The organism is Parapedobacter sp. SGR-10 (genome assembly GCF_011030405.1).
Lineage (GTDB): Bacteria > Bacteroidota > Bacteroidia > Sphingobacteriales > Sphingobacteriaceae > Sphingobacterium.
Genome location: NZ_JAAJTJ010000010.1, coordinates 98,578 through 124,533 on the forward strand (window position 1 = coordinate 98,578; position 25,956 = coordinate 124,533).

Here is a 25,956-nt window from a genome sequence, read left to right on the forward strand (position 1 = left end):
CGCTCAAAAAAGAAAAAAGCAACGGGTACAGATCGAACAGTCTCCGAGACAAACATTGGTCTACGCCAACAAGAATTACCTTCCCGAAATTCGTACGGTACAGTTTTACCCTGTAGGCCAGGAAAGCTCGCTTCCTATCTATACGTTGGGCAGTACCGAACAGCTTTTCTTATCCTTTGATGACTTACGCGGAGATGTACGCACCTATTTTTACAGTATAGAGCATTGTGATGCAAATTGGGAACCCAGTAGATTGAAAGCACTGGATTACGCTACTGGTTACAACGAGGATCGCATCGACAAATATGCCGTGTCACAAGGTACTCTTCAACCCTATACCCATTATGAGCTCCGCTTTCCAAACGAATATATCGCTCCGAAAGTTGCTGGAAATTACCTATTGAAGATTTATGAAGATGCCGACAAGCATCGCTTGGTCATCACAAAACGATTTTATGTCGTCCGCCCATTGATACAGGTCGAAAGCAGTATTATTCCCTCCTTGCAGGCCAACAAAAGGCTGACCAACCAAAAACTGAATGTCAATATCCGAACGTCGGCCCTGACGATCAACAACCCGCATCGGGATGTACAGTTGCATGTCTTCCAAAACCAACGGGAAGACAACAAGATGCTGCTTACTTCACCCATGTTTATCGGGCAGAATGAAATAAAGTACAACGGCAATGAAACATTGGACTTTTTAGGCAATAATGAATTCCGATATGTCGATCTGCGGAGTACCCAATCGGCTTCCGGGCAGGTCAAAGAGTTAAAACTGGACTCGGCAGTACATGCCATTCTCTTTACGGACGAAGACCACAGTTCCATGGCATATGCGACCACGTACGACGAAAATGGCCGTTTCTATATACGAAACATGGACAACCGTGATCCCGAAACCCAAAGTGATTACAGCCATGTACGATTTACCCTGCAAACCAGCCAGGATATCAAAGGCAAGATTTTTGTCGTCGGTGGTTTCAATGATTTTCAGCGAAACCCCGAAAACCAATTGGTGCTCAACAAACAAACAGGATTGTGGGAAGCCAATATCATGCTCAAACAAGGGCTTTACGACTACGAGTACGTACTGGAGACTCCTGACGGCAAAGTGATAACGGATGCATTTTCCAACACCTTCTATTCGACCGGCAATGACTATGTCATCCTGGTGTATCACCGCAGGACAGGAACCTATTGGGATGAGATATTGGGCATAGGTCATGTCTCTATACACAATAAACCCAACAAAAACCTCTAAAGCCTTGGAACAACCGAAAGAAGAAAAGAAGTTAAAGCGCGGATTGAGCAATCGACATATACAGTTGATTGCTTTGGGCGGTGCCATCGGTACAGGTTTGTTTTTGGGTATAGGACGGGCAGCAATATTGGCGGGCCCTTCAGTCATTCTGGGATATGCCTTGGCCGGTATCATTGCCTTTTTCATTATGCGCCAATTGGGCGAGATGGTCGTGGAAGAGCCCGTATCAGGTAGTTTCAGCTTCTTTGCTCATAAATACTGGGGATCATTTGCCGGATTTGCTTCGGGATGGAACTATTGGATATTGTACATTCTCGTTAGTATGGCCGAGCTGACCGCTATTGGAGTCTATGTACAGTTTTGGTGGCCCGAAATTCCATTATGGGTATCCAGTCTATTCTTTTTTATCGTCATCAACACCGTCAACCTCGCTTCGGTAAAAGTATATGGCGAGACCGAATTTTGGTTTTCCATCATCAAGGTCGTGGCGATCATTGCAATGATCCTGTTCGGTTCGTATCTCTTGATAAGTGGCAGTGGAGGCGAGCGGGCCACCGTCGCAAATCTATACAACGATGCCGGTTTTTTTCCAAAAGGATGGCTCTCTATAGCCGGAGATGGCAGCTATCAAGGTCTACTGGCCGCATTGGTCATCATCATGTTTTCTTTTGGCGGGTTAGAATTGGTAGGTATTACCGCTGCCGAAGCTGAAAACCCACAAAAGAACATCCCTAGAGCGACAAACCAGGTGCTGATCCGCATATTGATCTTCTACGTAGGTGCACTGTTTATCCTCTTTTCATTAATGCCTTGGCGGTCTATCACAGCTCATACAAGTCCGTTTGTAGAAGTATTCAACACATTGAATAGCTATCAGTTTGCCCTATGGGGAAAGACTTTTTACTTTACATCCATCATCGCCAATGCCTTGAACATCATCGTACTGACCGCTGCATTATCGGTTTACAACAGCTGTGTGTATAGCAATTCGAGGATGTTATACGGATTGGCTGAACAGGGCAATGCCCCTCACTTCTTAAAAAAACTGAACAAGAATCATGCACCAATCATAGCTATATTGGTCTCGGCAGCATTGGTATTCGTATGCATTATTGTCAACTGGATCATCCCCGAAAAGGCCCTGGAAATACTGATGTCTCTGGTCGTTTCCTCTTTGATTATCAATTGGATCATGATCAGTTGGACACACCTCTTTTTCAAAAAGAAACTAAAAAATCAAAACAGAAAAACACTCTTCCCCAGTTTTCTCTATCCATGGAGCAATTATCTCTGCCTCTTATTCCTATCCGGCGTACTGGTCATGATGTGGTTTACAGGGCTCAAAGTCTCCGTCGAATTGATACCGATATGGCTGATATTACTCTGGATTTGTTATCGGTTGGTCAAGAAGAAGAAAGGCGATTAATTCAAAATAATAACCTCTACCCTTCTGTTTTTTTCACGACCTTCGGGTGTTTTATTATCGGCGACAGGTTTTGTCTGGCCCAAGCCTTTGGTAGATATACGTGAAGCAGCTATTCCGGCACTTTCCAGATGTGCTTTGACCGATGCAGCCCTCTTTTCTGATAGCCATTGATTATATTGCTCCGTACCGGTTGCGTCGGTATGGCCATCGACCCTTATTTTTTTTCGGGCATCCTCTTTCATGATTTTCACCAATTTATCCAACTCGGCTTTAGCTTTTTCTGTCAAATAAGAGGAATTGGTCGGGAACAATAAATCCGAGGATAAAGTGAACTTGATACCTTCTTCTGTCCTCGACGCATCTTTAAATTCGCTCTTTACATTTTTCAATCCATCGTCTGTCCCGTCTTTGGTGACGACTGCTCCCGGATTGACTGTCAATAAAGGTTGTTTGCAGGCAGCAAAACTTAAACTCATGGCGACAAATGCACCCCATATTATTCTTTTCTCCATAATCTTCATTAAAGGTCTAAATATATAAATATTATTCTTTAAAAGACTTCTGAAGTTTAACTTTAATCTTTTCATATTTTTAATGGCCAAGTTGAAGGCCTAGCCGTTTGAAAACTTCAGAAGTCTAATGGCTATCAAACAATTTACTCCTTGCCCACTGCAATTCGGGTATCTGTGTATAAAGATCCCAAATCAGCCCTGTCCTCGCATTTTCGATCATAATGGCCAATGTAGACTGGTTAGCGGCAAGGTACTCGTCCGACACATCGTCGTTTCGGAGGTCCAGCCACGCTCTAAACCCATATTCTGTAAACAGGTTCTTGCCAAAATTGCGGTATAGTGCCAGTAAAGCTCCTTCCCCGATCTGTCTATCCACGATGATAGAAGATGGGCCGATAACCGGATTGATCCTAAAATTACCTTCGCCTCTTCCATATTGATAGAAGCCCCAAATATCGCTATCATTGACTCCTACCCCCAATTCATTATCCCTACGTTTGACAAAGTGGGCATAAGATCTGAGTATCTCTTCCCAATGAAAGATCGAATCCGATACGATCTGTGGTCGGATGGTGAGAAAAGGCCTGTACAGATCGAGCAGGCTCCCTTTCATATCGCCCAGTAGCACACGTTCCCCGTATCTGAAAAGCGTGTCTAGGGCAGAAACACGTACCAACGTATCCATCTGTCGCAGGACTTGAACCTGGTTTTGGACAACGGAATCCGTTGAAAGGCTATCGGTGTACACGTCAATATCCAATTTTTCGAGTGTATCCATCCGAACGGAATCATACACATGGTACACAGAGTGCGTATAGGATGAAACAGGTAGATTATACTTAGGTGATCCGATAGCCAGTATATACGTATTCATCGCATAGTTGGGCCCTGAGATGGGCTCATTTCTATCTTCAAAATTGGCTTTGTCCGCAGCAATATTTTTACTTAATACCTCACTCGAATCCTGCATGGTGAGCAAAGGCCAATTGATACGCTCGTACAAAGCCGATATACGATTTCGTAGATTATATTCCTCATCATTGTCCTTCGAAAAATACTGACGCGCAACCAATAAAGCCTCTATGATGGAGGAAGTGGCCGAAACATCGTATTTTCCCCCACCTAAAACATGCTCAGGCATGGCCTTCCGTCCATCGAAATAAGCAGGAAAAATACCGTGGTAATTCTGTGCTTTTGACAAGAAGTCCACCATTCGCGAAAGCCTATTGAAAACAGCCTGTCTGGAAATCTGCCCTCTCTCTACCCCCACGATCAAGGACAGGATGGCTCCCCCTGTCTCCTTTGTGGACACTACAGCCTTTTCCTTCAATCGATATGGCATATACATACCACTGTTGACATCATAGTTTTCGATAAAATAGTTAACATGTGCCAACTGTATCAGATCAAGGACCCGGGCAGTTTCCATTTGCTTGGTCTGCACTTCCTTAGCTACTGAAAATGGAGATTCATTATAGTTGTAGTCCAACCAAGTCAGTTTATAAAAATACTTTTGGCCAATAATAGGGACATCATCCAGACAGGACTGCATGTGTATAGGTTTTATGCCCACAGGAACATAATCCTTGCCATCCATAGAACGATAGATCTTAATATACCGAATACTGGGCGTAAGGGGCAATTGCCATTTCAGATGCACCATCTTATCGTACGCTTCAGCCGAAATCAATACAGCCGGTGAAGACAGCTTCACCTGCGAATACGATTTGGGCAAAAACTCGATTTGGTCCAGAAAAAAATGATGGACGCCGGAGGACACCCCTTTTTGAGACAGCGTAATACCACTGATCGGCTTATCATTGTCCAACCCCTTAAAATCCTTACACGGAATCTTGACCACAAGCCAAGTGTCGTATTTGAATTCGGCAATATACTTTGCGATATCTACAGAGGCTATATGCATACGCCGTTGGCTGAGGGATATCTGCGGCAAGACTTCGGGTTTTGTTCCATTGGATTTGATAAACAGGCGAAAAGTCAAAAAATCCGAATCAAGTACACGATAAAGGATTTTCTGCCTACTGTAGCGAATGTTCACCCGCCAATCACCTTCCTCCGCTGAAATATACTTTAAGGAAAGGGCATTGCCCGGTGTAAAAAACAAGGTATCTGAAACCAATAAATGCTTGTTTACATTTTCCACCCAACTTTTGCCAGAGTATTGCACATAGCTTCTGGCATAAGAACCAGATATCAAACTATTGTCAAACACCACTTCGGGGTAGGTATCCGCAGATACATACAGCGGCAAAAACAATAATACCGGAATAAGCCGTTTAATCCATTTCATTGTACAAAAATAGGCAAAAACGATACCATAGATATCACAATCAAGTAAATTAGTGCCTTACGTAAAAATTAATTTACACAAATTGAGCTTATTATGGGTAGGAAAAGCGGAAACGATTCTAAAAATTTCATTTATTGAATTTTCTACATATATTTGCAGCACATCAAGCGAAAGTAGCTCAGTTGGTAGAGCACAACCTTGCCAAGGTTGGGGTCGCGAGTTCGAATCTCGTCTTTCGCTCAGTTGCTCGGATGGTGGAACTGGTAGACACGCGGGACTTAAAATCCCGTGACCCCTAAAGGTCGTGCGGGTTCGATTCCCGCTCCGAGTACAGTTATTAAAAGGCCGTCTGGATAAGATGGCCTTTCTATGTATGTATTAACGTGATTATATACTTTGCATAATCGACCATAAATAACATCGTCATTCAGCTATTCTTCCCCACCCTTATACCCACGGGATTTATACTTATCCGCTTCGTGTTTATACCCTATTTTGGCCTTTGAGCGAACTATAAGCATATCTGAATTGTCCTTCTTGAAACAAAATGGAGGATAACATGGAAAATTTAAATCAAGATCAAGCAGACTTGCTGAATCAACTGGTAGAAATCAACAATGACCGCATAGAAGGGTACGAAAAAGCAATTACATTATTGCCTACCGAAAATAATTATGGATTACAAGGTATTTTTCAGAAATACAGGGATCAGTCCGTTCAGTTTAAAAACGAATTAAGTCCTCTGGTAATACGTGAAGGAGATCTCCCTACACAAGATACACGCACGAGCGGCAAGTTGTTTAGAACCTGGATGGAGATCAAGTCCGCTGTTGCTCCATATACCATCAAGGCAATACTTGAAAGCTGTGAACGTGGTGAAGATGAGTTTAAAAAAGTATACAAGGATGTCATCCAGAAAACCCAGGGAATACCTATGCATACCCTTTCTATCATTCAAAGCCAGGCGGATCTGCAAAAACAAGCGCATGATCATATTAAGGAACTCAGAGATAATATCGATCGGGAATAATTTTTCCGGTTTCTCATCAAGGAGGTGTCTAAAAAGCCCTTCATGCCGTCATTTCGAGGAGATACGACGAGAAATCTATGGTTAAGCAATTTTTCAACTTGTTGAAAATAAGTTAATTAAGGTACACTCGTGCGACTCTTCTTCCCCGATAAATCATCTTCTTCATCAACCAAACCTAATCTTCGGTCATAAAACTTATTATTTCATTCGAATCCCTGTTGCGGAAACTCAAGGATAAGCGTTCATTAAATCCATGCAACTTCTCGTATACAGGATTCTTAGCATACTGTTCTTCCAGTTCACAAAATGCCCGGAGTACCTGATCATCATCCGGATATTCACCACACAAAGCTTCGGCACTGGTCTGTCCGCCAGCAGATTGCACACTTTTGATAATCCGTATTCGGCGTTCTGGAATAGCTTGTTCCATATTTACTTAATTGGCTAAAGAGACTGCCCTGCAAACCTAAATTATATTATATAAAAATCATTGTTATTGTATGGAGGGCAGCTCTTATGATATCAGTTCCTATTTATTCTGCTTTCGAATTGAGATTGGTGTCAGCTATACTGGTCAGTAACTCATCACATTTCTTTTCCTCCTTCAATGTTTCTAACAACAGCTTCAACCCTTCTTTATGACCCAGTACTTTGGCAAAAGCCGCCAGTGTACCGTATGTAGCAATCTCATAATGCTCTACCTTTTGTGCCGCGGCAATAATTCCGGCATCACGCACAGCTCCTTCTTCTGTTTCCTCCATGATACCTTTTCCTTCTTCTATCAACCCTGCCATCGCATCACATTTCTCGGCTTTAGCCTTTTGCCCCATACTCTCGAAACATTTCTCCAAACGTTGCACGTGCATCTCCGTTTCTTTAATGTGTTGGGTAATAGCTTTTTTGAGTTTATCCGAAGTAGCGTTCTTTTCCATCTTTGGAAGCGCTTTAAGCAATTCCTTCTCTGCCCAATAGATATCTTTCAGACCGTCCTCGAACAAATCCTGGAGATCTTTTGCTGCATCAGATTTCGCCTTTATCTTTTGCATGCCCCTATTCGAAGATTTGCCGGTCATGCCTGTCTTAGCTTTTGTAGCTGTAGACGATGTCTTTGTGGAAGCTTTTGTAGTTGCCATAGTAATAAATTTTAAGGGCTTTGCAGCCATAATCACTATGCAATAAACAACCTATAAGCAAGTCGGTTTATCCATTTCCCATACAAACGGTATTAGTCGGATAAAAACCCGTAAAAATACGTTCCACTATCTTTAGTAAATACGTATATAGCTAGGATGTTCTCAACATTATCGAAGCACTATACCTTCGGGGGTCGGTAATCCAATACATATTTTTAGGAAGTTATTCTATTTCGTCACAGGTTTCCCAAAGAGACATAAGCTACAAACCTACACCATCAATCGAATAGACATCCACATTATTATTGAAAAAGGGGCTTTGGACAAAAAATGTCCAAAGCCCCTTTCCTATCTCTGAGTGGATGCTCTTAACGAATGTATATATAATTATACACGTTTCGTACGAATACGAGCAGCTTTACCAGTAAGTCCACGCAAGTAGAATAGTTTTGCACGACGGACTTTACCATAGCTGTTTACCACGACTTTGTCAATGTTTGGCGAATTTACAGGGAAAATACGTTCAACACCTACACCGTTGGAGATTTTACGGACAGTAAAAGTAGCGTTACTACCTACACTGTTTAATTGGATAACCACGCCTTGGTACACCTGAACACGCTCTTTATTTCCTTCGCGAATTTTATAATGTACGCTAACGTTATCTCCTGCTTTGAAAGCGGGAATTTCATTTTTTACGACCGCTTGTTCTTCTACAAATTTTACTAAATCCATGATTTTGAGTAATTATAAACGATTTATGTCCTGTAAAAATCGGAATGCAATATTACAGCTTTTATTTTAATTTTTAAAATGTTTTTTTTACAAATACTTTTTCCTTTTTCCAAAGAAGCTGCAAAGATAAGAAAAAAAGGATATAATTATATACATTATAGCTGACATTTTAAGCCAATAGAGCTATGAACCTACCTGCAAAGACACCCCTTATCATCCTTCATGCCTACTTGTCCAAAAAATTTCTACCCGATCTCCCTCTAGTTGTCCATCATATAGACTCGTAGAGCTTATCGAAGGATGTAACGCGAAGTTAAAAATTTATAACGCAATAAATCAGCGTTTTAATGTTTTTATATAGGCATACTGTTGACAACGATTATTTTTGCGCGTATATTTGTGCCACACAAAACAAAGGTGATACCTTTTCGGGGTGTAGCGTAGCCCGGTATCGCGCCACATTTGGGATGTGGAGGTCGTAGGTTCGAATCCTGCCACCCCGACCGAGAAGCTCGACGAAAGTCGGGCTTTTTTGCTTTTAGCCCATTTTTCAGAGGTCTATCCCAAAAACTTAGCCATTGTCACACCTCTGTATTACGCTCTGTTCAAAAACCCATTGAGCAGTGAAAAGAGGTCACTATAAATAGATAATTCATCACAGCCATAGAAACTTCTATTGCGTCCCACATGCCCTTGATTTGTAAATGCGGAATTGAATTCAATTGGGTTTAAAAACTCCATCCTATTAGGGGGCATATGGTAGCTGACCCATTCCACCTGATCCATCGGTAAGAATCTGACAACCGCAATTTTCTTCGATTGAGCATACGACAGCGCACCTTTTTGTAAAGCAGAAGTAGACACAAAGATGGCTTTGACATTATCTCCAGCTATTTGTTGAATTTTCGAATGAAACTCTTCCATATCATCTACCGGAATTGTACCATTACCGCCTTTACATTCAATTATAGTCAACAAACTATACTCATCTGCGCCGGGAATAGAAGTTTCTATAGAAATATCAGTTATTATATCGCTTTGCCTATCTCTTGAAAAATATCCTTTCTTTTGAAAAATCCTACTGGTTTTCTGTGGCACAAATAGATTGTCCTGGCTTAATGCCTCTTGAAGATAAGCATATACCCTATTTTCAAAATTGTTCCCTCGTTTTGTTGTGTTCATATTATTATCCATTGTTGCTTTTCAAAGCTGTATCTCTTATCGTTAACAGATGATCATTATATAAAAATTCTACCTTTCAGCCAATGGGGGAATAGCTTCTCAACAGATCGCCGACATCATTTCGTTTATCCATGAGCATTTTTGCATAATCAATTACTTCATCTGTTAGGCTATATTGGAGCGTGTAATCTTACCCTAGCTAGCTACACCCAAAACTAAAGAATTCCAATCAGTAGATTACAAGCGCCTTTAGATCTTTACCTTGTTCAGACATCTGGTCAAAAGTATCTTCTATCTTAAAGATACTCTCTATACAAGATAGGCTAACCTCTTCATGATCGGGAAGGTGAAAATCGTTATCAAGAAAGTGATCAAGTGACTCCAAAACCAAGTATGATCGTACGGCTGGAATAGGATGAGAAGATTTTTTTAGGGAATGTGGTTGATTGAGATGCCCGAAAAACCTAAAATAAGTATAAATAGGCAAATACCAAAATTGCAAAGTCGATTTCCAATCTTTGAAGTAAGGTTTTAAAAGCGGGTTCACGGGAAATTTTCCAAGTTGCGTATCATGTAGCAAATGGAGACATCCGAAAATGGCAAAGTCATCCGCCTGCAATTCTATTGTCTGTTGAAAAACCGGATTATCAAAACCGACAGCATACGTTGGTTGGATCTCAAACAACTTACAAACCCGTATTGTATCGATGCAATAGTCAATGTGACCATCTATAATGTGGGCATACTCATGGAGCACGATGAATTCTATAATCGATTTAAAGAAAAAGGAAGCCGCGGCCAATCTAGTCTCGTCCTGTGGTGTGAGGTCCTCATTAAAATCATCAAGCAGTGTTTGAATGTCTCTAATCTGTGCATCATGGATCTTTCGTGTTACCCTTTCTTTGGAGGCATCACCGACCTCTGTCAAAATACTGTTGCTGGAGAACATTCTAAAAAGCATGTTGGACAACAAGACCAATACACCTACGTTAATGCCTATATAGTACCTTTCGCCTTTCTTTCCTACACAGGCATTGATGGAAAAGTTATCAATGACATCCACATAAATATCAAGATCCCTTGCTCTCTCAGATGTTTTGAATCCCTCTATCAACTTGTCAGCAAGAAACAGCATAGAATGGAACTGAGTCTGTTCGACAATTTTACCTCTGTAAATTCCACCCTCTTCCCTAAAAAGATGGTTGAACTCAATTTCCTGATCACTCATTCCCCGTAAGTTCATTCTTAAAATTTTATCACTTTCACTATACGATAGTAGCTATTATCACGATCTGCAAAATATCCGTTTAACCAAAGATATGTTTTTTTACCATCTTTTGGATAAACCTGTCAGGAACTACCACCTTTATTTAATTGCTACATTTTATTTCAAAAACCCACAAAAACTCCTATCTTTGTATCCCGTACATAAGGCAGATTTAGAACCTCTTTTGAGGTCCAAAACAATAGAAAATTCCATTAATTGCTATGACAAAATACATCTTTGTTACGGGCGGCGTAACCTCGTCGTTAGGAAAAGGCATTATTGCAGCATCACTTGCAAAGCTCCTTCAAGCTCGTGGCTTCAAAGTTACCATCCAAAAGTTTGACCCTTACATCAACATCGATCCAGGAACACTAAACCCCTATGAGCACGGAGAATGCTATGTGACCGAAGACGGTGCCGAGACTGACCTGGATCTGGGGCACTATGAGCGGTTCTTGAACGTTTCTACCTCGCAGGCCAACAACGTCACGACCGGACGTATATACAAACACGTCATCGAGCAAGAGCGTGCAGGAGCCTATCTCGGCAAAACCGTACAGGTCATCCCCCATATCACAGACGAAATCAAACGCAGGATGCAGTTACTTGGACAATCGGGCGAGTACGACATCGTGATTACTGAGCTCGGTGGCACCGTGGGCGACATCGAGTCCCTTCCATTCATCGAAGCCGTTCGTCAGCTACGCTGGGAATTGGGCAGCAACGATTCGTTGGTCATACACCTGACCTTGGTACCTTATCTTGCCGCAGCAGGAGAGCTCAAAACCAAACCTACCCAACACTCTGTCAAAACATTATTGGAATATGGCGTCCAACCCGATATATTAGTCTGCAGAACAGAACATAAATTGAATCAGGATATCCGCAAAAAATTGGCTTTATTCTGCAATGTCAACGTCAATGCTGTCGTGGAGTCCATCGATGCCTCTACCATATACGATGTACCTTTGCTCATGCTCAAAGAACAGCTGGACAAGACCGTACTGACGAAACTGAAGCTTTCGACCAAAAACGAGCCTAACCTAGAAAACTGGAAAGCATTCCTTGGTCGTCTGAAAAACCCGACCACAGAGATAAATATCGGTTTGGTTGGCAAATATGTCGAGCTTCCCGATGCTTATAAATCTATATCAGAAGCCTTTATACACGCTGGATCCACCAATGAGAGCAGGGTAAAAGTCAAATTCATCGCGGCCGAAAGTATCAACGAAAACAATGTAGCCGACAAGCTCAAAGGATTGCATGGTGTACTGGTTGCTCCAGGGTTTGGAGAACGCGGCTTAGAAGGAAAATTGAGTACCATAAAATATGTCCGCGAAAACAAAATACCTTTCTTCGGGATATGCTTGGGCATGCAGTGTGCCGTCATCGAGTTTGGACGCAATGTACTTCACCTTAAAGATGCAAACAGCTACGAAATGGATGCCAACACGCCAAACCCGGTCATCAACCTGATGGAAGAACAAAAAAACATCAAAAATATGGGAGGTACGATGCGCTTGGGTGCTTACGATTGCGACATCAAGAAAGGTACAAAGGCTTTTGCCATATATGGCAAAGCAAAAATTTCCGAACGCCATCGCCACCGCTACGAATTCAACAATGCCTACTTAAAAGATTACGAAAAAGCAGGAATGGTGGCATCGGGTTTGAATCCCAAGACAGGATTGGTTGAGATTGTCGAACTGAAAGACCATCCGTTCTTCGTCGCCGGACAGTTCCATCCGGAATTGAAATCTACCGTAGCCAATCCCCACCCACTCTTTGTCAGCTTTGTAGCTGCAGCAATAGCTTATAAAAATCAGTGATCAAAAAACTTTAATATCGAAATTAACTCTTTTTAAATGGATAGAAATAATATCATAGGACTAGTACTCATCTTTGTGATCTTTGCAGGTTCCTTTTACCTAATGAAGCCTTCCGAACAAGAAATCAAACAGGAGCAAGCTTTACAGGACTCTCTCAAAAAGGTAAGAGAAGGGATAGTAGACACATCGGCAAATAACCAGCCCGGTAATACGACAATCGCTACGGTAGACTCTGTCGACCTCTCCAAACCCTTTGGCGGATCCAAAAGCGGAGACGAAAGATTTGTCACGTTAGAAAACGAATTGATCAAAGCAGAAATCACAACCAAAGGAGGAAAAGTAAAAAAGGTACAACTCAAAGAAGAAACCAATTTTGATGGCACACCTCTGTATCTGGTGGAAGGAGAAAACAATAAATTTGGCTTTCTTTTCAATGCCGCAGGACAAAATATCAACACCGATGACCTTTACTTCTCTTCGGTCAATAGCACATCCAACAGCGCAACATTTAGACTCAATTACAGTGACGATCAATACCTGGAATACACCTATACCCTACAACCCAACTCCTACAATCTGGGGTTGAATATACAAGCCGTAGGAATACAGAATCTGATCGACATCAAACAAAAGAGTATCCTACTGCAATGGGAATCTACGTTATTGCAGAAAGAGCCGAACATCAAGTCCGAACGTGACAAATCCACTATTTTCTATAAAAACACGGATAACGACATCGACAACCTGTCAGAGACAAGTGATGATGATGAAAAATTGGAGAAAGAAAAAGTAGAATGGATCGCTTTCAAACAGCACTTCTTCTCTTCGATCCTATCCTCCAAGCAGCCTTTGGAAAATACAGAATTGGCCGTTACCTACCTAACCGTAGACAATGTCGTCAAGCATTACAAAACTACAGCAGAACTTGCATTCAACACACAATCCAACAATCAGTACGAATTCAACTTCTTCTATGGACCAAATCAATACAAAGTCCTTAAATCAGAAGACAAATCATACGAAAAAATCATCAACATGGGTTGGGGACCTATGGGCTGGATCAACCGCTTCATAACTGTACCGCTATTTGATTTTCTGGACGGTTTCCACTTGAGTTACGGCATCGTGATCCTGATCTTGACCCTATTGCTCAAAGGAGCCATGTTCCCATTGACACGCAAATCATACCTTTCCATGGCCAAGATGCGTGTACTCAAGCCACAATTGGACGTCATCAAAGAAAAGGTAGGCGATGACAACGCTATGTTGTTGCAACAAGAGCAGATGAAACTATACAAACAGGCCGGTGTCAATCCTTTAGGAGGCTGTCTGCCGATGTTGTTGCAGATGCCTTTTACAATAGCTTTCTTCTTCTTCTTCCCAAACCTTTTTGAATTGAGGGGAGAAAGTTTCCTATGGATGAAAGACCTGTCCACGTATGATGCGCCAATCACGTTCTCTCCTATTTTTGGGATCGGCCACATCTCATTGATGTGTGTGCTCATGACAGCTACGACATTGCTGACCACTTGGTATAACAATGCTACAGCCGGAGCAGCAGCTAACAATCAGATGAAATACATAGGTTACATTATGCCGTTGTTATTCTTCTTTATGCTGAACAGTTTCCCCTCAGGTCTGAACTACTATTATTTCTTGGGTGCGGTATTCACATTCTTGACCCAGGTGCTCATCCGTCAGAGCATTGACGATGAGAAGATACTGGCCAAACTGGAAGAAAACAAAAAGAATCCGAAAGTACAGAAAAAATCCTCTTTCCAAACGCGTATGGAAGAGATGATGAGACAGCAACAAGCCGCTCAACAGCAAAGCAAAAAGAAATAAAAAAAACAATAAAAGGGGGATGCATAAAAACATCCCCCCCTTTATTATTGTCTAAACAAAAGAACTATTTGTTGACTATAGGTTTTTCAAAACCATCCTTCGTAGCTTTTTGAGACATTTCTTCTACACGTTTTTTCGTATCGGGGTGCGAAGAAAACAATTTTTTTGAAAGTCCTCCATCTGATGCCCCTCCCGAAAGCTCCAACAATCGCTCAAAAGCCATCGCCATATACCATGGATTGACTTTATTATCCTTCAAAAATTTGTATCCGTAATCATCCGCAAGGCTTTCCTGCTTACGTGAAAAACTCATGTTAGCCACCTGTTCTCCAAGTTCGCCCAATTGCGAATCAGTCAAGGTCGCTGCTGTACCTCCTTGTGAACTCACACCATCTTTCAGCGCCGAAGTCAATAGCGCCGTACGAAAAGCATCTTTGGAATCTTGATTTTTGACGTGTCCAATCTCATGACCGAGCACACCGAGCACTTCATTGTCATCCATGACTTCCATCAGTCCCGCGCACACACGTACACTTCCATCAGCACAGGCAAAAGCATTCACATCCCGCACTAGATATACCTTAAAATTCAATTGTTGTCCATCATAATTGGAAAGGTTCCCGGTCAATTTTTGCAAACGCTTTGCCAATTCATGATCAGCAGGTGCTACCGGATTATGCTCATCCATCCATGTGATATATTCTTTCGTATAAGCGATCACATCATCATTAGATAGTGTCGCTGCTTTTACGGCTTTTGCTGCCGAACCGATGGATTTCGTGTTGATTTTGATCTGAGCGTGAGCCGCTACAACACCTGAGCCTACAAGAGCCAGTGCTAATAGTGTTTTTCTTAGTGTCATATGATATAATTAGTGTTTAACAAATCTGTTACAATAAATATACCAAACTTACCGGAACAAGGATGAAAGACCTAATCCTTAAGAAAGAACAAAGAATAAGGAGCAAAGAACAAGGACTGAGGGGTATCCTTGTTCTTTGCTCTTTTATCTCAATACGCTATACGCATCACTTGTCCCGATGTCGGGATCGCAATACTTACCTACTATACAAAAGCACTATACCCCGTGATACTACGTCCTACGATCAACGAATTGATTTCCTTAGTCCCTTCATACGAATAAATGGCCTCCGCATCGGCAAGAAAACGGGCAACATTGTATTCTAGCAAGATACCATTCCCTCCCATGACTTCACGCGCCCTCGACACAATGTCACGCGTCCGCAAGGTACAGAACACTTTCGCTAAAGACGCATGCTCATCCTTCAATTTACCCTCATCCTGCAACTCGGAAAGCCGGAACACCAGAGTCTGCATAGCTGTCAGATTGGACAGCATTTCTACCAAATGGTTTTGTATGAGTTGGAAAGACGCAATCGGTTTACCAAACTGTTCACGATGTAATGTGTATTCCAGCGCATTTTCATATGCCCCACGTGCACAGCCCACAGCCATCCAAGCCACCCCTGCACGTGTCATCTGCAATACTTTAGCCGTATCCTTAAAGGTCTGCGCATGTGGCAGACGATCCGATTCGGGCACCAAGCAATCCGTCAAGGTAATCAATCCATTCTGCACAATCCGCAACGCCATCTTGTCCTTGATCTTTTCCACTTGGAAACCCGGATTTTCCTTGCGTACGATAAAACCTTTGACCTGCCCATCATCCAGATCTCGCGCCCAGATAATAGTCATATCTGAAAACGTAGAGTTTCCGATCCATTTTTTCTGACCGTTCAATATCCAATCTTTACCGGATCGTTTGCATGTTGTCGTGAGACCTCCTGCAGTTCCCGAACCGACCAGCGGCTCGGTCAACCCAAAGGCACCTATCTTTTGAAGCTTTTGCATGGGAGGGAGCCACTCCTGTTTCTGTTCTTCCGAACCACACATATAGATCGAACCCATTGCCAATCCACTTTGTACACCCAAAAAAGTTGCAATGGACGGATCGACACGGCCAAATTCGCTAGCAATGATCCCATCCATTAGGGACGTCCCACCAGCGCAGCCATAGCCTTCGTACACATAGCCACAGATATCCAGTTCCGCCAATTTAGGGATCAATTCAAAGGGAAATTCATCCCGTAGCCAATATTTGTTGACAATCGGTTTGACCTCGCTCTCCAAAAAGGCCCGTACCTTCAATTGCAATGCCCGATCTTCCGGAGACAGCCTTTCTTCCACCGCATAAAAATCTGCATTGATAGGGGGAGGATCTTTTTTCTTCTTGCCCGATGTCAGCATCTTCATGGCCATCTGCAACTGCTTTTCATCCATTTTGGAGACGGCTCCCAACACCTCACCCAGATCTACTTTTTTTGATATTTTCTCGACCTGTTCAAAATCAATCGATTTCAGCAGATGGATGATACTTTTTAGTTTTTTCAGCATTTCTATTATTTTTTTTAAATGACTGCCGTTATATCGCTAGCGCACGAATCCTTTCGTGTGCTCAAAATACAGGCACACGAAAGGATTCGTGCGCCAACAACTGACTACAACTATAACAACATTTCCATTCCAATTTAGTTTTTTATCCTTGTATTTCCATAAAACTATCCTATATTTGCAACCTAAACAAATATTTTTAAATTTCATAACACTGTAATACAGGTAGTTATACACAAAAACAAAAAATATTTATTTTTTGGGTTACCTTTTGGGTTTCCCGGTATTAAAGGGTATAAAAACATATTTGTTTCAATTAAACAGAAAATTAGAAAAAAATGAAAAATTTATTCGCATTCGGATTTTTAGCATTTGCTTTGACAGTTGCTTCTTGTGGTGGTAACCAAACTAAAACTGAAGAAACTGCAGATTCTTTGAAAGAAGTTGTAGATTCAGTTGCTGAAGTTTTGACTGACTCTATCAACACTGTTGCTGATTCAGCTGAAGCTGCTATCGATTCTGCTGCTAACAACGTACAGTAATCCGATAAAGAGTTTTGATACTCGTAAAGCCTGTGTTTTTATCAAACACAGGCTTTTTTTATTTCACAAACAATTGCGTTGAGCCACTCATTTTCCTATTTTTGTAACAAAATTTTCTAACATGACTTTATCAGCTTTGACAGCCGTCAGCCCAATAGACGGACGATACCACAATACCACAAAAGAATTATCGGCTTACTTTTCGGAATTCGCTTTAATAAGATATCGCGTCCTCGTCGAAGTGGAATACTTCATTGCCTTGGCTGACTCTAAAATTCCCCAACTGGCAGATTTTGACAACAGCGTAGCCGAGCAGCTAAGGGCCATTTATCGGGATTTTTCGACAGCCGATGCCCAATGGATCAAGGACACCGAGAAGGTAACTAACCACGATGTCAAAGCAGTCGAGTATTTTTTAAAAGACAGGTTCGAAAAACTGGGATTGAATGCCTTTTTGGAATTTATCCATTTCGGACTGACCTCACAAGACATCAACAATACAGCGATCCCCTATTCGTGGAAAGAGGCGATACACAAAGCCTACCTTCCCGCATTGCAAGAAGTCACTACTGAATTGGATAGCTTGGCAACCGAATGGAAAGACATCGCGTTGCTGGCCAGAACACATGGACAGCCGGCCTCTCCCACCCGTTTGGGCAAAGAGATCAAGGTATTTACCGAACGCATCCAAAAGCAATTGTCACTATTGAATCAGGTACCATACGCCGCAAAATTCGGTGGAGCTACGGGCAATTTCAACGCGCACCATGTGGCATATCCCGGACAAGATTGGGTAACATTCGGCAACAATTTTGTCAATAATACACTGGGGCTATACCGTTCGCAAACCACCACACAGATTGAGCATTACGACAGCTTTGCAGCAAGTTGCGATACCCTCAAACGAATCAACAACATATTGATAGACCTGTGTCGTGATATATGGACCTACATATCGATGGACTATTTCAAGCAAAAGATTACGGCCGGGCAGGTCGGTTCATCCGCTATGCCACACAAGGTAAATCCGATAGACTTTGAAAACGCAGAAGGAAACTTTGGCATGGCCAACGCGCTCTTCGAGCATTTGGCGGCGAAGCTGCCTATCTCAAGGCTACAGAGAGATTTAACGGATTCTACGGTACTGCGCAACATCGGTGTACCATTTGCCCATACGCTGATCGGACTCAAATCTACGTTGAGAGGACTCCGCAAACTGATCCTAAACAAATCTGCCCTACAAAAGGACCTGGAAAACAATTGGGCTGTCGTAGCCGAAGCGATACAGACTATCCTGCGCCGAGAAGGCTATCCAAAGCCGTACGAAGCACTGAAAGATCTGACACGCACCAATACACATGTCACCCAAGAGACTATTGCAATATTCGTCGATGGACTGAACATCAGCGAAGACGTCAAAAATGAGATCAAAGCCGTCACACCGTGGAACTACACAGGAGTCACATGGTAAGCTTTGACGTGTAGATGACGAGCGTTAAAAAACAATTGATGTATATTTGTAGGCAGGAGGCAAATGTTTAAATACTAAATACTAAAAGTCTAAATACTAAAAATGGCTACTATCAACGTATATACTGAAGCGACACCTAATCCCGCAACGATGAAATTCTTGGTCAACAAGCTTTTGATCAATGGAAGTGTAGACTATCCTGATCGGGAAAAAGCGCAAGAATCACCTTTCGCAAGGGAATTATTCAAATTCAATTTTGTTAATGGTGTATTTTTTGCCAGCAATTTCGTGACCATTACCAAAACAGATAATGTGGCATGGGAAGATATCGAGGCTATCCTGAAAGAGTTTGTCAAAGGTGCGGTCGAATCCGAATTGAAAGTAAAAGAAGTGGTGGCAGATGACTCAGTCAATTTCGAAGGTACAGATACTGAAAAAAAGATCCAGCAGGTCCTTCACGATTACGTACGTCCCGCCGTAGAACAGGATGGTGGGGCGATCTCCTACAAATCTTTTGATGATGGGGTTGTGACCGTCATCTTAAAAGGTTCATGCAGCGGTTGTCCCTCTTCAACAATTACACTCAAAGCCGGTATTGAAGGCTTGCTGAAGCGCATGGTTCCCGAAGTGGAAGAAGTCGTCGCCGAAGCGATGTAAAAATAGCCTTTAGCTTTAGAGCTCATGGTTTAAAATCTCATTGTCCTTAGACTTCCGTAGGGTGTCTAAGGACTTTTTCATGATGGTGGTCTCCAGACTACCATTCTGCCGCATCTGGCACAGGTATGAACAAAGCGGTGCTTGTGACTGATTTTTGCCCTGTCACTAGGGTACAAAGTATTGGTTTTTCCTTCGTGTCTTAGTGACTTCGTGGCATAATTACTTTTTTCCGACAGTCTCGTCCTAAAAGAACCTTCTCAAATGCCTGTCTGGGATTTCCTCTCAAATAGACAATTCCACAATACGTGTACCCTGTTTTTTCGAAAACACGAAGCATGCCTGCATTATCATAATTAGTATCTGCTTTGATGCTGTACACATGCCGGGCCTGGCAGAGAGGCTCCAACGCCAACATGATCCAACTGGCCAATCCTTTGATTTTCTTGTGCTGTGATACGATGACCCTGTGTATGACAGCATATGTCCCTGTTGTCAGCCATTCACCCTCTATGATGTCATATGCAGGCTCAACATCAAAAATCAAGGCTACATAGCCGACTATTTCGTCCCCTTCATCTACGCATACATATCCATGACCGTGGTAGATATCATTTGCTATAGTTTGCGGATTGGGGTATCCGTCCTGCCACTGCGTACTTCCCTCCTGTCTACGCTTCTCAATACCCTGTTCGAAAAGCGGCCAAATGGTATCCACCTCCTCCGCTTTTGCTTTTCTTAGCTGTAATTTGTCCAACATATTCCCAAAAGAACAAAAAAATTATAAAAAAATATAGAGACGCGATTAATTGCGTCTCTACGATTTTACCTTCCTAATCTTCATCTGCAACAACACAACCGATGCCACAAAAGTGACAATAGCAATGATAGCTAGCCCCCATATAGATCCTCGCACATATTCAGCTGCACCTCCTTCAATGAGCATCGTCCGGAAGATCTGCAAATAATGCGTCAACGGGATCATATCCGCTATATACACGACCCATGTTGGCATTTGGCTCAGAGGCCACGTAAATCCGCTGATGATAAATGATGGTGTCGCGATGACCATTAGGATTTCGGTCGCCTTGAGTTGACTGGGAATAGCTATACTAACCAAAATACCGATAAAACACACTGCTAGCAGAAATAATATAGAAGCTCCCCAAAAGGCAAAACCCTCAACATGCAGCGGCATCCTGTAATAAACGGAGTAACCATAATACAATGCGTAGATACCAATGGACATCAACAGGTAAGGCATGATCTTGATCAGAATCAAGACAAATACATTGGAGGACCTATCCACCAGTTCCTTAAACGTGCCGCGTTCAAATTCCGAGGCAAAGCTCAGCGCCAATCCCAACATCATGACCTGTTGCAGCACCGTAAGCAATACACCAGGCAACATGAAATACAGATAGTTTCCACTACGGATATGCTGTCTGATAATGGTCGTCTTAAAAGGCTCGTACTGCTGTGAAGCTATGTAGGCCGGTACTCCCTTTTTCTCCTGTGCCTTGATCTGAATCCCTGCTTTCAATGTTCCGGCACATACATTGACCGCCATCATGGCATAGTTGGAGGTCAGTGTATTGGAAGCATTGACAAATAAGGTCAACTCCGTACTCCGGTTGTAATTGACATCCGATGCAAAACCACGCGGTATATGTACGACGACCGTAGCTTCACTTTTCATTGCCGTTTCGTTGGCCTTGAACGCATCCGGCAGTACATCCGAAACGTAGATGACCTCACTCTCGTTGAACATATCAATCAGTTGACGGCTCAATGGGCTACGATCCTCATCGACGACGACTATAGGTAAATGTGTGACCTTACCCTGCTTATATACATTACCCACCAATACGCCGTATAGGATCGGTGCGCCCAAGAATAAAATAAGCAAAACTTTGTTCTGATAGAATAACGCAAACTCTCGTTTGATCAGATTCCAAAAATTTTTCATTAGAATATTTTTTCAATTGCAATTCATACAGACCTCATACCTGTTATTGTCCGTCGCTGATAACGAAAGTTGCTTTGGTCAACAGCTCTTTGCTCTCGTCCTTACGAACCGGCTTCAAACGAACCTCAAATAAGGTTTCCTGCTGCTCAAAATCAGGATATGCCGTGCTGATATTCGCATACGAGCTCAACGGTTTGATGGTCTCGACCACAGTCACTATCTTCTTGTTGTCCAGATAAGGGATCGTCACATCTTTTTGTGTTCCTTTCGCAAAATCCTTAACCTTGCTTTCCGGTACGGTCATGCGAAAATAGGCACCCTCCTCTATATATCCGGACACCAGACTATAACCTGCTAAGGCCAATTCGCCAATCTTCAAATTGATAGTTTCGACAGTCATATCCTGTGGAGCCAGCACAAAGCGCTCCCGGGCCGCTATGTTAACTTCGGAAACAGCTCCCAACGCACGTTCTTTCTGTCCCAAAGCCATTTTTTGCTGCTCGACACGTGCCCCATGTTTCACATCGGCCAACTCGGCCTGAGCAGCAAGGTATTGGTTTTTTGCCCCTTGGTATTTGGCATACACCTCATCGTATTTCTGTTGAGAGACCAACGAATCCGCCAATAGGTTGCGCATACGATCCAATGATTTTTGGGCAAAATCGTATTGCTCTTTCAGCCCATCGACTTTAGCGTTCAATTGTACCAACTGGCCATCTGTCGCTCCTTTCAAGGCCATCTCATACTGTGCCTGCGCGGATTCCAATGCACCCTGAGCCTGAAGGGATTTTGCATCGACCTCCGGCAATTCCAAGATCAGCAGTGTATCTCCCTTCTGGACAAACTGTCCTTCTTCGATCAATATACGGTGTACTTTGCCAGGCACTTTAGTCGTGACCGACAACTGATCACGCTCGATCTTTCCTTCAAAAGATTTGTAATTTGCTGTGCGATTTGAACAGCTTTGGAATAAAATGAATGTACCTAGAATATATAGTGCTTTTTTCATGATTTATTGCATTATTGTCTGATAAAGATTCCCGTTTGCTTTCAATAGTTCAGTGGCCATGCTTCGCTGGCTCAATATCTGGTTGAAATAACTCAACGAATGCTTGTAATACTCATTTTCAGCCTCCAACCGTTCTGTCACATCCAACAAGCCTTCTTCAAACTGGCGGGATGCCAATCGCATATTATTTTTAGCGATCGTGACCTGTTGTTGGTTGACAGCTATTTTTTTCAAAGCCAATTCGTAGTCCGATTTGGTCTTTCGTTGGAGTAACGACAGTTTTTCACGTGTATCATCCAGTTTGTTGGCATTGATCTGTAAATCCAAACGAGCCTTTTCTATAGATGATTTATGCGCCTTTCCTTCAAATATATTCCACTTCATCCCCACACCCACGGCATAGCCAGGAAAGGCACGAAAATGGTTGCTAGACATCTTCACATCTCCAATATGGGGTATATCCTGCAAAGTCATATCCGTACCAAACGCATTGACATACGATACATTTCCAAAAGCAAATAGCATCGGAAGTTGCGCACCTTTTTCTTTCTTCAAGACATATTCAAAAGCTTTTTGCGAAGCCTCCAACGCCTGCAATTCCTTTCTGTTCATTTGCATAGCTTCCTCGCCGCCCAATACGATTTCAGACAAAGTATAGGATATCGAATGCAGTTCCTGCTGGGGCAATCCGGTCAACTCTTCGAGCTTATAGTATAACAGCTCACGATTGCTCTGCACTTCCGCCTTTTTACTCTCCAACTCCAACATAGCCAATTTGATTTTATCCCTATCGTAAGGAATCGCAAAACCATTTTCTATCGCCTTGACTACCTTTTGGTGCTCTTTGCGCAATCGCTTGTCCGAATCCTCGATCAGCAGATCTATCTCCCTCAGCAACATCAGTTGATCAAAGGAAAGAATCACTTCCTGTGCCAACTGATCATAACCTGCCTCCGTCATCAATTCCTGTGCTTTGGCCTTATGCTCCAAAGCTTTCTTTCCGTTGGTAATCTGCAAGCCACTAAAAATAACTTGTTTGGCTGTAACTCCGGCGAGGCCTACCTGCGTAGAGACCGTGCCTTTTTGCGACCCTTCAAACAGATTGATCCCGGTCAAAGGCAACTGTTGGGTAGGCAGATCCAAATCAAAACCCGAATGCAGATAGCCGTAACCTGCATTCGCCGTAAGGATAGGCAATAATTTACCTTGAACCATCTCTTTATCTAAAAGGGTCTTTTGGTTTTCTAAGATCGAGTTTTGCAAGGATTTGTTGTGTACGACAGCCTGTTGGACAGGTGTCTTAAAAGCATCGAACGGTTGCTGGGCATACAAGCCAACACTTCCTCCCGCCACAAAAGCCGATACGAAAGCAAAATAACGGAACAACTTCTTCATACCTTTTGACATTTTCTATTTTTAACAGGACAAAATTGCGACTTATCTTTCAAATAAATTTTCAGATATCTTAAAAAAGCACATCACTTCATCCCCCGTATCACGGATAGCGTCTGCTGTGAAATCCCCAAATAAGATGCAATATGCCCCAAGGACACATGCTGAAACAATTCAGGATTCTCGGCAATCAACGATTGATAACGTTCGTGTGCGGTTTCAAATTGGCTCCGGTAAAAACGTTTGGAAAAAGCTATCAGCATATCCAACAGTATCTTTTGGATAATCTGGTTGACCGTAATATTGGTCTCGGCCAACTCCTTTATCGGCGCAAAGGGAAATATACTTATCCGCGAGGGTACCAATGCCTGAAAGCCCACATAACTCGGCTTGTGGTACATCACGCTTTCGACAGCTGTACTCAACGTCTGTGGAGCAAAGAAATAATGGGTAACGTCTTTTTTGTTCTTGAAATAAAAAACACGGGCAAAGCCACTCTCTATAAAATAGATATGTTTCAAATAGTTTCCCGGCTCAAAGACAACCTCCCCTTTCTGGTATTCTTTGGTTTCTGTGATCGAATCAAAGAAGATTTCCAGATCCTCGTCAATCTTATATTCCTGTTTTAAGTAATCTATTAGGTTCATACCAATCGTTTTGCAATACCTAAAGTAAGTTATTTTGTAGAGATATGAAAAAAAATGTCTCCTATGTTTGTTTCCAGCAAAAACAGGAGACGACCTCCATCTTTACCTTAAAAGTTTTTCACTTTTTACTTTTTATTTTTTACTTTTCTTCCTACCTTTGCACTTCCGTAAATGCGGAATTGTTTAGTTAAATAAAATTTATAACACAAAAATGCAACAGTACGAATCTGTCATCATTCTTACCCCGTTGCTTTCAGAGGAGGTCGCAAAAGAGGCTATTGCCAAATTCAAAACTATCCTTACAGAAGGCGGAGCCGAAATTATCGCAGAAGATAATTGGGGTTTGAAAAAATTAGCGTATCCAATCCAGAAAAAAACAACTGGATTCTATCACTTAACTGAATTCAAGGCTCCGGGTGAATTAATCAAAAAATTAGAGCTTGAATACAAGCGTGACGAACGTGTGATGCGTTTCCTAACCATTTCATTGGACAAACATGCTATCGCATACAATGAAAAGAAACGTAGCGGTGCATTCAACAAAAAAGCTGAAACTAAAACTGAGGAGGTAGCAAACTAATGGCAAACGACAATATCCAATACGTAACCGCCCCCAAAGTGGAGGACAACCGTAAAAAATACTGCCGTTTCAAAAAGAACGGTATCAAGTATATCGATTACAAAGACGCCAACTTCCTGTTGAAGTTTGTCAATGAGCAAGGCAAAATCCTTCCTCGTCGTCTTACAGGTACATCAGCAAAATTTCAACGTAAAGTAGCACAAGCCGTAAAACGCGCGCGTATCATCGGCCTATTGCCTTACGTAACTGATTCATTAAAATAAGGAGGATACGATAATGGAACTTATATTAAAACAAGATGTCAAGCACCTTGGCGAAAAAGACGATATCGTAGTAGTAAAACCCGGTTACGGACGCAACTACCTTATTCCTCAAGGATTCGCTATATTGGCTACGCCATCGGCAAAAAAAGTATTGGCTGAGAACATCAAACAGGCTCAGTTCAAACAAGAGAAAATCAAAAAAGACGCTACGGAATTGGCTAGCAAATTGGAAAGCGCAAAACTTACTATCGGCGCTAAAGCTGGTGAAACCGGCAAGATCTTCGGTAAAGTAAACAGTATCCAAATTGCAGAAGCTTTGAAAGCACAAGGCTTTGACGTAGACCGTCGCCGTATCACATTCGAAACAGAGCCTAAAACACTGGGTGAATACGTAGCAAACCTAAACTTGCACAAAGAAGTAAAAGTTCAGGTTCCTTTCGAAGTTGTCGCTGAATAAAATTATATTTAGCACCAAAATATAAA

At 42.3% G+C, this 25,956-nt stretch carries 25 protein-coding genes and 3 tRNA genes; 14 read left to right on the forward strand and 14 right to left on the reverse strand.

All coding sequences use genetic code 11. The annotated features are described in order from the left end of the window. The first annotated feature begins 55 nt into the window (after positions 1–55). Positions 56–1,264, forward strand: coding sequence for a type IX secretion system plug protein domain-containing protein (locus G5B00_RS09590; RefSeq protein WP_240894444.1), 1,209 nt, complete (start codon positions 56–58; stop codon positions 1,262–1,264). 4 nt (positions 1,265–1,268) lie between these two features. Then, positions 1,269–2,690 carry an amino acid permease gene (locus G5B00_RS09595; RefSeq protein WP_240894445.1) on the forward strand — a complete coding sequence of 474 codons (1,422 nt, stop codon included), beginning with the start codon at positions 1,269–1,271 and terminating at the stop codon, positions 2,688–2,690. Here the strand turns inward: G5B00_RS09595 and G5B00_RS09600 are convergent. Both G5B00_RS09600 and G5B00_RS09605 read right to left on the reverse strand, forming a co-directional pair. Next, on the reverse strand, positions 2,687–3,202 hold the full coding sequence (locus tag G5B00_RS09600; RefSeq protein WP_163874099.1) for an OmpA family protein: 516 nt from the start codon (positions 3,200–3,202) through the stop codon (positions 2,687–2,689). The two genes, G5B00_RS09595 and G5B00_RS09600, sit on opposite strands and share 4 nt — an antisense overlap. Before the next feature lie 124 nt (positions 3,203–3,326). After that, a complete protein-coding gene (locus G5B00_RS09605) occupies positions 3,327–5,513 on the reverse strand; it encodes a glucoamylase family protein (RefSeq protein WP_163874102.1) in 2,187 nt (728 codons plus the stop codon). A 167-nt stretch (positions 5,514–5,680) separates the two neighbouring features. On the opposite strand from G5B00_RS09605, the gene G5B00_RS09610 reads away from it, so the two are divergent. The 3 genes from G5B00_RS09610 to G5B00_RS09620 all read left to right on the forward strand — a co-directional run bounded on the left by G5B00_RS09610 (position 5,681) and on the right by G5B00_RS09620 (position 6,543). Then, positions 5,681–5,753 (forward strand) — tRNA-Gly (locus G5B00_RS09610). A gap of 5 nt (positions 5,754–5,758) precedes the next feature. Next, positions 5,759–5,844, forward strand: a tRNA-Leu gene (locus G5B00_RS09615). Between the two features lie 228 nt (positions 5,845–6,072). After that, entirely contained in the window at positions 6,073–6,543 is a 471-nt protein-coding gene (locus G5B00_RS09620) for a PA2169 family four-helix-bundle protein (RefSeq protein ID WP_163874106.1), read from the forward strand. A 175-nt stretch (positions 6,544–6,718) separates the two neighbouring features. Here the strand turns inward: G5B00_RS09620 and G5B00_RS09625 are convergent, their stop codons facing one another. The 3 genes from G5B00_RS09625 to rplS all read right to left on the reverse strand — a co-directional run bounded on the left by G5B00_RS09625 (position 6,719) and on the right by rplS (position 8,411). Next, entirely contained in the window at positions 6,719–6,973 is a 255-nt protein-coding gene (locus tag G5B00_RS09625; RefSeq protein ID WP_163874110.1) for a hypothetical protein, read from the reverse strand. A 103-nt stretch (positions 6,974–7,076) separates the two neighbouring features. Next, positions 7,077–7,676 carry a ferritin-like domain-containing protein gene (locus tag G5B00_RS09630; RefSeq protein WP_163874113.1) on the reverse strand — a complete coding sequence of 200 codons (600 nt, stop codon included), beginning with the start codon at positions 7,674–7,676 and terminating at the stop codon, positions 7,077–7,079. Between the two features lie 387 nt (positions 7,677–8,063). Then, positions 8,064–8,411 carry a 50S ribosomal protein L19 gene (gene rplS / locus G5B00_RS09635; RefSeq protein WP_163874116.1) on the reverse strand — a complete coding sequence of 116 codons (348 nt, stop codon included), beginning with the start codon at positions 8,409–8,411 and terminating at the stop codon, positions 8,064–8,066. 429 nt (positions 8,412–8,840) lie between these two features. On the opposite strand from rplS, the gene G5B00_RS09640 reads away from it, so the two are divergent. Beyond that, positions 8,841–8,914 (forward strand) — tRNA-Pro (locus G5B00_RS09640). A gap of 91 nt (positions 8,915–9,005) precedes the next feature. Here G5B00_RS09640 and G5B00_RS09645 read toward each other — a convergent pair. Both G5B00_RS09645 and G5B00_RS09650 read right to left on the reverse strand, forming a co-directional pair. Next, positions 9,006–9,593, reverse strand: a complete 588-nt coding sequence (locus G5B00_RS09645) for a restriction endonuclease (protein WP_163874119.1) — start codon at positions 9,591–9,593, stop codon at positions 9,006–9,008. Between the two features lie 229 nt (positions 9,594–9,822). Further along, positions 9,823–10,836 carry a hypothetical protein gene (locus G5B00_RS09650; RefSeq protein WP_163874122.1) on the reverse strand — a complete coding sequence of 338 codons (1,014 nt, stop codon included), beginning with the start codon at positions 10,834–10,836 and terminating at the stop codon, positions 9,823–9,825. A 245-nt stretch (positions 10,837–11,081) separates the two neighbouring features. Between G5B00_RS09650 and G5B00_RS09655 the strand changes: the two genes are divergently transcribed. Together G5B00_RS09655 and yidC are read left to right on the forward strand one after the other, a co-directional pair. Further along, entirely contained in the window at positions 11,082–12,689 is a 1,608-nt protein-coding gene (locus G5B00_RS09655; RefSeq protein ID WP_163874125.1) for a CTP synthase, read from the forward strand. 36 nt (positions 12,690–12,725) lie between these two features. Beyond that, complete coding sequence (gene yidC, locus G5B00_RS09660; protein WP_163874128.1) at positions 12,726–14,534, forward strand: membrane protein insertase YidC; 1,809 nt, start codon at positions 12,726–12,728, stop codon at positions 14,532–14,534. 64 nt (positions 14,535–14,598) lie between these two features. Here yidC and G5B00_RS09665 read toward each other — a convergent pair whose 3' ends face one another. Next, complete coding sequence (locus tag G5B00_RS09665; protein ID WP_163874131.1) at positions 14,599–15,396, reverse strand: M48 family metallopeptidase; 798 nt, start codon at positions 15,394–15,396, stop codon at positions 14,599–14,601. 203 nt (positions 15,397–15,599) lie between these two features. After that, positions 15,600–16,949, reverse strand: a complete 1,350-nt coding sequence (locus tag G5B00_RS09670; protein ID WP_163874134.1) for an acyl-CoA dehydrogenase family protein — start codon at positions 16,947–16,949, stop codon at positions 15,600–15,602. Positions 16,950–17,284: 335 nt separating this feature from the next. Here G5B00_RS09670 and G5B00_RS09675 point away from each other — a divergent pair, with 335 nt between their 5' ends. From G5B00_RS09675 to G5B00_RS09685, 3 genes are all read left to right on the forward strand, one after another. Further along, positions 17,285–17,488 (forward strand): DUF4348 domain-containing protein, encoded by a 204-nt coding sequence (locus G5B00_RS09675; protein ID WP_163874137.1) that lies wholly within the window; start codon positions 17,285–17,287, stop codon positions 17,486–17,488. Between the two features lie 121 nt (positions 17,489–17,609). Then, positions 17,610–18,959 (forward strand): adenylosuccinate lyase, encoded by a 1,350-nt coding sequence (purB, locus tag G5B00_RS09680; protein WP_163874140.1) that lies wholly within the window; start codon positions 17,610–17,612, stop codon positions 18,957–18,959. 102 nt (positions 18,960–19,061) lie between these two features. Next, positions 19,062–19,616 carry a NifU family protein gene (locus G5B00_RS09685; protein WP_163874143.1) on the forward strand — a complete coding sequence of 185 codons (555 nt, stop codon included), beginning with the start codon at positions 19,062–19,064 and terminating at the stop codon, positions 19,614–19,616. A gap of 199 nt (positions 19,617–19,815) precedes the next feature. Here the strand turns inward: G5B00_RS09685 and G5B00_RS09690 are convergent, their stop codons facing one another. The 5 genes from G5B00_RS09690 to G5B00_RS09710 form a co-directional block, all read right to left on the reverse strand. Then, positions 19,816–20,373, reverse strand: coding sequence for a GNAT family N-acetyltransferase (locus G5B00_RS09690; RefSeq protein WP_163874145.1), 558 nt, complete (start codon positions 20,371–20,373; stop codon positions 19,816–19,818). Positions 20,374–20,430: 57 nt separating this feature from the next. Beyond that, entirely contained in the window at positions 20,431–21,582 is a 1,152-nt protein-coding gene (locus tag G5B00_RS09695) for an ABC transporter permease (protein ID WP_163874148.1), read from the reverse strand. 43 nt (positions 21,583–21,625) lie between these two features. Then, a complete protein-coding gene (locus G5B00_RS09700; RefSeq protein WP_163874151.1) occupies positions 21,626–22,591 on the reverse strand; it encodes an HlyD family secretion protein in 966 nt (321 codons plus the stop codon). A 3-nt stretch (positions 22,592–22,594) separates the two neighbouring features. After that, complete coding sequence (locus G5B00_RS09705; protein ID WP_163874154.1) at positions 22,595–23,986, reverse strand: TolC family protein; 1,392 nt, start codon at positions 23,984–23,986, stop codon at positions 22,595–22,597. A gap of 83 nt (positions 23,987–24,069) precedes the next feature. Next, complete coding sequence (locus G5B00_RS09710) at positions 24,070–24,630, reverse strand: Crp/Fnr family transcriptional regulator (RefSeq protein ID WP_163874157.1); 561 nt, start codon at positions 24,628–24,630, stop codon at positions 24,070–24,072. A gap of 211 nt (positions 24,631–24,841) precedes the next feature. On the opposite strand from G5B00_RS09710, the gene rpsF reads away from it, so the two are divergent. From rpsF to rplI, 3 genes are read left to right on the forward strand one after another with little or no spacing between them, the layout of a single operon-like run. Then, complete coding sequence (gene rpsF / locus G5B00_RS09715) at positions 24,842–25,210, forward strand: 30S ribosomal protein S6 (protein WP_163874160.1); 369 nt, start codon at positions 24,842–24,844, stop codon at positions 25,208–25,210. Next, positions 25,210–25,473 carry a 30S ribosomal protein S18 gene (rpsR, locus tag G5B00_RS09720; RefSeq protein WP_163874163.1) on the forward strand — a complete coding sequence of 88 codons (264 nt, stop codon included), beginning with the start codon at positions 25,210–25,212 and terminating at the stop codon, positions 25,471–25,473. Before rpsF ends, rpsR begins: the two co-directional genes overlap by 1 nt. A 13-nt stretch (positions 25,474–25,486) precedes the next feature. Continuing rightward, a complete protein-coding gene (rplI, locus tag G5B00_RS09725) occupies positions 25,487–25,930 on the forward strand; it encodes a 50S ribosomal protein L9 (RefSeq protein ID WP_163874166.1) in 444 nt (147 codons plus the stop codon). Positions 25,931–25,956 lie beyond the last annotated feature (26 nt).

Excerpts from the sequence above, each read along its gene's own strand:
- G5B00_RS09625 (WP_163874110.1), bottom strand. The coding sequence starts at position 6,973 with ATGGAACAAGCTATTCCAGAACGCCGAATACGGATTATCAAAAGTGTG.
- rplI (WP_163874166.1), top strand. The coding sequence starts at position 25,487 with ATGGAACTTATATTAAAACAAGATGTCAAGCACCTTGGCGAAAAAGAC.
- yidC (WP_163874128.1), top strand. The coding sequence starts at position 12,726 with ATGGATAGAAATAATATCATAGGACTAGTACTCATCTTTGTGATCTTT.
- G5B00_RS09650 (WP_163874122.1), bottom strand. The coding sequence starts at position 10,836 with ATGAACTTACGGGGAATGAGTGATCAGGAAATTGAGTTCAACCATCTT.
- G5B00_RS09695 (WP_163874148.1), bottom strand. The coding sequence starts at position 21,582 with ATGAAAAATTTTTGGAATCTGATCAAACGAGAGTTTGCGTTATTCTAT.
- G5B00_RS09620 (WP_163874106.1), top strand. The coding sequence starts at position 6,073 with ATGGAAAATTTAAATCAAGATCAAGCAGACTTGCTGAATCAACTGGTA.
- G5B00_RS09600 (WP_163874099.1), bottom strand. The coding sequence starts at position 3,202 with ATGGAGAAAAGAATAATATGGGGTGCATTTGTCGCCATGAGTTTAAGT.
- G5B00_RS09665 (WP_163874131.1), bottom strand. The coding sequence starts at position 15,396 with ATGACACTAAGAAAAACACTATTAGCACTGGCTCTTGTAGGCTCAGGT.
- G5B00_RS09690 (WP_163874145.1), bottom strand. The coding sequence starts at position 20,373 with ATGTTGGACAAATTACAGCTAAGAAAAGCAAAAGCGGAGGAGGTGGAT.
- G5B00_RS09710 (WP_163874157.1), bottom strand. The coding sequence starts at position 24,630 with ATGAACCTAATAGATTACTTAAAACAGGAATATAAGATTGACGAGGAT.
- G5B00_RS09685 (WP_163874143.1), top strand. The coding sequence starts at position 19,062 with ATGGCTACTATCAACGTATATACTGAAGCGACACCTAATCCCGCAACG.
- G5B00_RS09605 (WP_163874102.1), bottom strand. The coding sequence starts at position 5,513 with ATGAAATGGATTAAACGGCTTATTCCGGTATTATTGTTTTTGCCGCTG.
- purB (WP_163874140.1), top strand. The coding sequence starts at position 17,610 with ATGACTTTATCAGCTTTGACAGCCGTCAGCCCAATAGACGGACGATAC.
- G5B00_RS09705 (WP_163874154.1), bottom strand. The coding sequence starts at position 23,986 with ATGAAGAAGTTGTTCCGTTATTTTGCTTTCGTATCGGCTTTTGTGGCG.
- G5B00_RS09670 (WP_163874134.1), bottom strand. The coding sequence starts at position 16,949 with ATGCTGAAAAAACTAAAAAGTATCATCCATCTGCTGAAATCGATTGAT.
- G5B00_RS09675 (WP_163874137.1), top strand. The coding sequence starts at position 17,285 with ATGAAAAATTTATTCGCATTCGGATTTTTAGCATTTGCTTTGACAGTT.
- G5B00_RS09630 (WP_163874113.1), bottom strand. The coding sequence starts at position 7,676 with ATGGCAACTACAAAAGCTTCCACAAAGACATCGTCTACAGCTACAAAA.
- rpsF (WP_163874160.1), top strand. The coding sequence starts at position 24,842 with ATGCAACAGTACGAATCTGTCATCATTCTTACCCCGTTGCTTTCAGAG.
- G5B00_RS09700 (WP_163874151.1), bottom strand. The coding sequence starts at position 22,591 with ATGAAAAAAGCACTATATATTCTAGGTACATTCATTTTATTCCAAAGC.
- G5B00_RS09645 (WP_163874119.1), bottom strand. The coding sequence starts at position 9,593 with ATGAACACAACAAAACGAGGGAACAATTTTGAAAATAGGGTATATGCT.
- G5B00_RS09655 (WP_163874125.1), top strand. The coding sequence starts at position 11,082 with ATGACAAAATACATCTTTGTTACGGGCGGCGTAACCTCGTCGTTAGGA.
- rpsR (WP_163874163.1), top strand. The coding sequence starts at position 25,210 with ATGGCAAACGACAATATCCAATACGTAACCGCCCCCAAAGTGGAGGAC.
- rplS (WP_163874116.1), bottom strand. The coding sequence starts at position 8,411 with ATGGATTTAGTAAAATTTGTAGAAGAACAAGCGGTCGTAAAAAATGAA.